General features: G+C 50.3%; 2 protein-coding genes. Both read left to right on the top strand.

What is annotated here, in order from left to right; genetic code table 11:
* The coding region (locus A3751_RS18610) for a VOC family protein (protein WP_068458528.1) at positions 1-285 on the top strand (285 nt) is incomplete at its 5' end.
* 104 nt (positions 286-389) lie between these two features.
* A partial coding sequence (locus A3751_RS18615; protein WP_231876936.1) for a methylmalonyl-CoA mutase family protein occupies positions 390-874 on the top strand: 485 nt, incomplete at its 3' end.

Here is an 874-nt window from a genome sequence, read left to right on the forward strand (position 1 = left end):
TTAACAAGTACCGCGTTTTTTCCTGTCGACAAGCCGAGCATTGAGCTCATTCACCCGCTTCGCGGACAAGGCCCTGTTCAGAAGTACCTCGAGAAAAAAGGCGGCGGGATGCACCACCTGTGTTTTCGTAGCGATGATATCGAAGCCGACGTTGAACGATTGAAAGCCAAGGGCTATCAATTCTTAACAGAAGCCCCCACCATAGGTGCGCATAATTGCCGTGTGATCTTCATCCATCCTAAAAGTTGTGATGGCGTCTTAGTTGAGCTGAATCAACCTCAATAGTTATTCGATCCATGACAATACAGATTCACCCTAAGTCATATGGATGCCACTCAGGGTCAAACAACACACTCATCAATATAAAAGCGAACTAGCAGAGTTCATATATGACTGACAAAAAACGCGAAGACCTAACCGCCTGGGAGGCATTAGCCACCAAACAGATGAAGGGCATGACGCCGGAAGAGATGACATGGAACTCGCCGGAAGGTGTTCCGATCAAAGTACTTTACACTGCTGACGACACGAAAGACCTGCAACACACCGACACTCTCCCGGGAATGGCCCCCTATGTTCGAGGGCCGATGGCAACCATGTATGCAGGCCGACCTTGGACGATACGCCAATATGCGGGTTTTTCTACCGCAGAAGAGTCAAATGCCTTCTACCGTAAAAACCTCGCTGCGGGCGCACAGGGCGTTTCTGTAGCATTCGATTTAGCCACTCACCGCGGCTACGATTCGGATCATCCGCGCGTCACCGGCGATGTGGGTAAAGCCGGTGTCGCCATCGATTCAGTCGAAGATATGAAGATCTTGTTCGATGACATTCCGCTAGACAAAGTCTCCGTATCGATGACCATGAACGGCGC

The sequence above is a fragment of the Oleiphilus sp. HI0080 genome, from assembly GCF_001635135.1.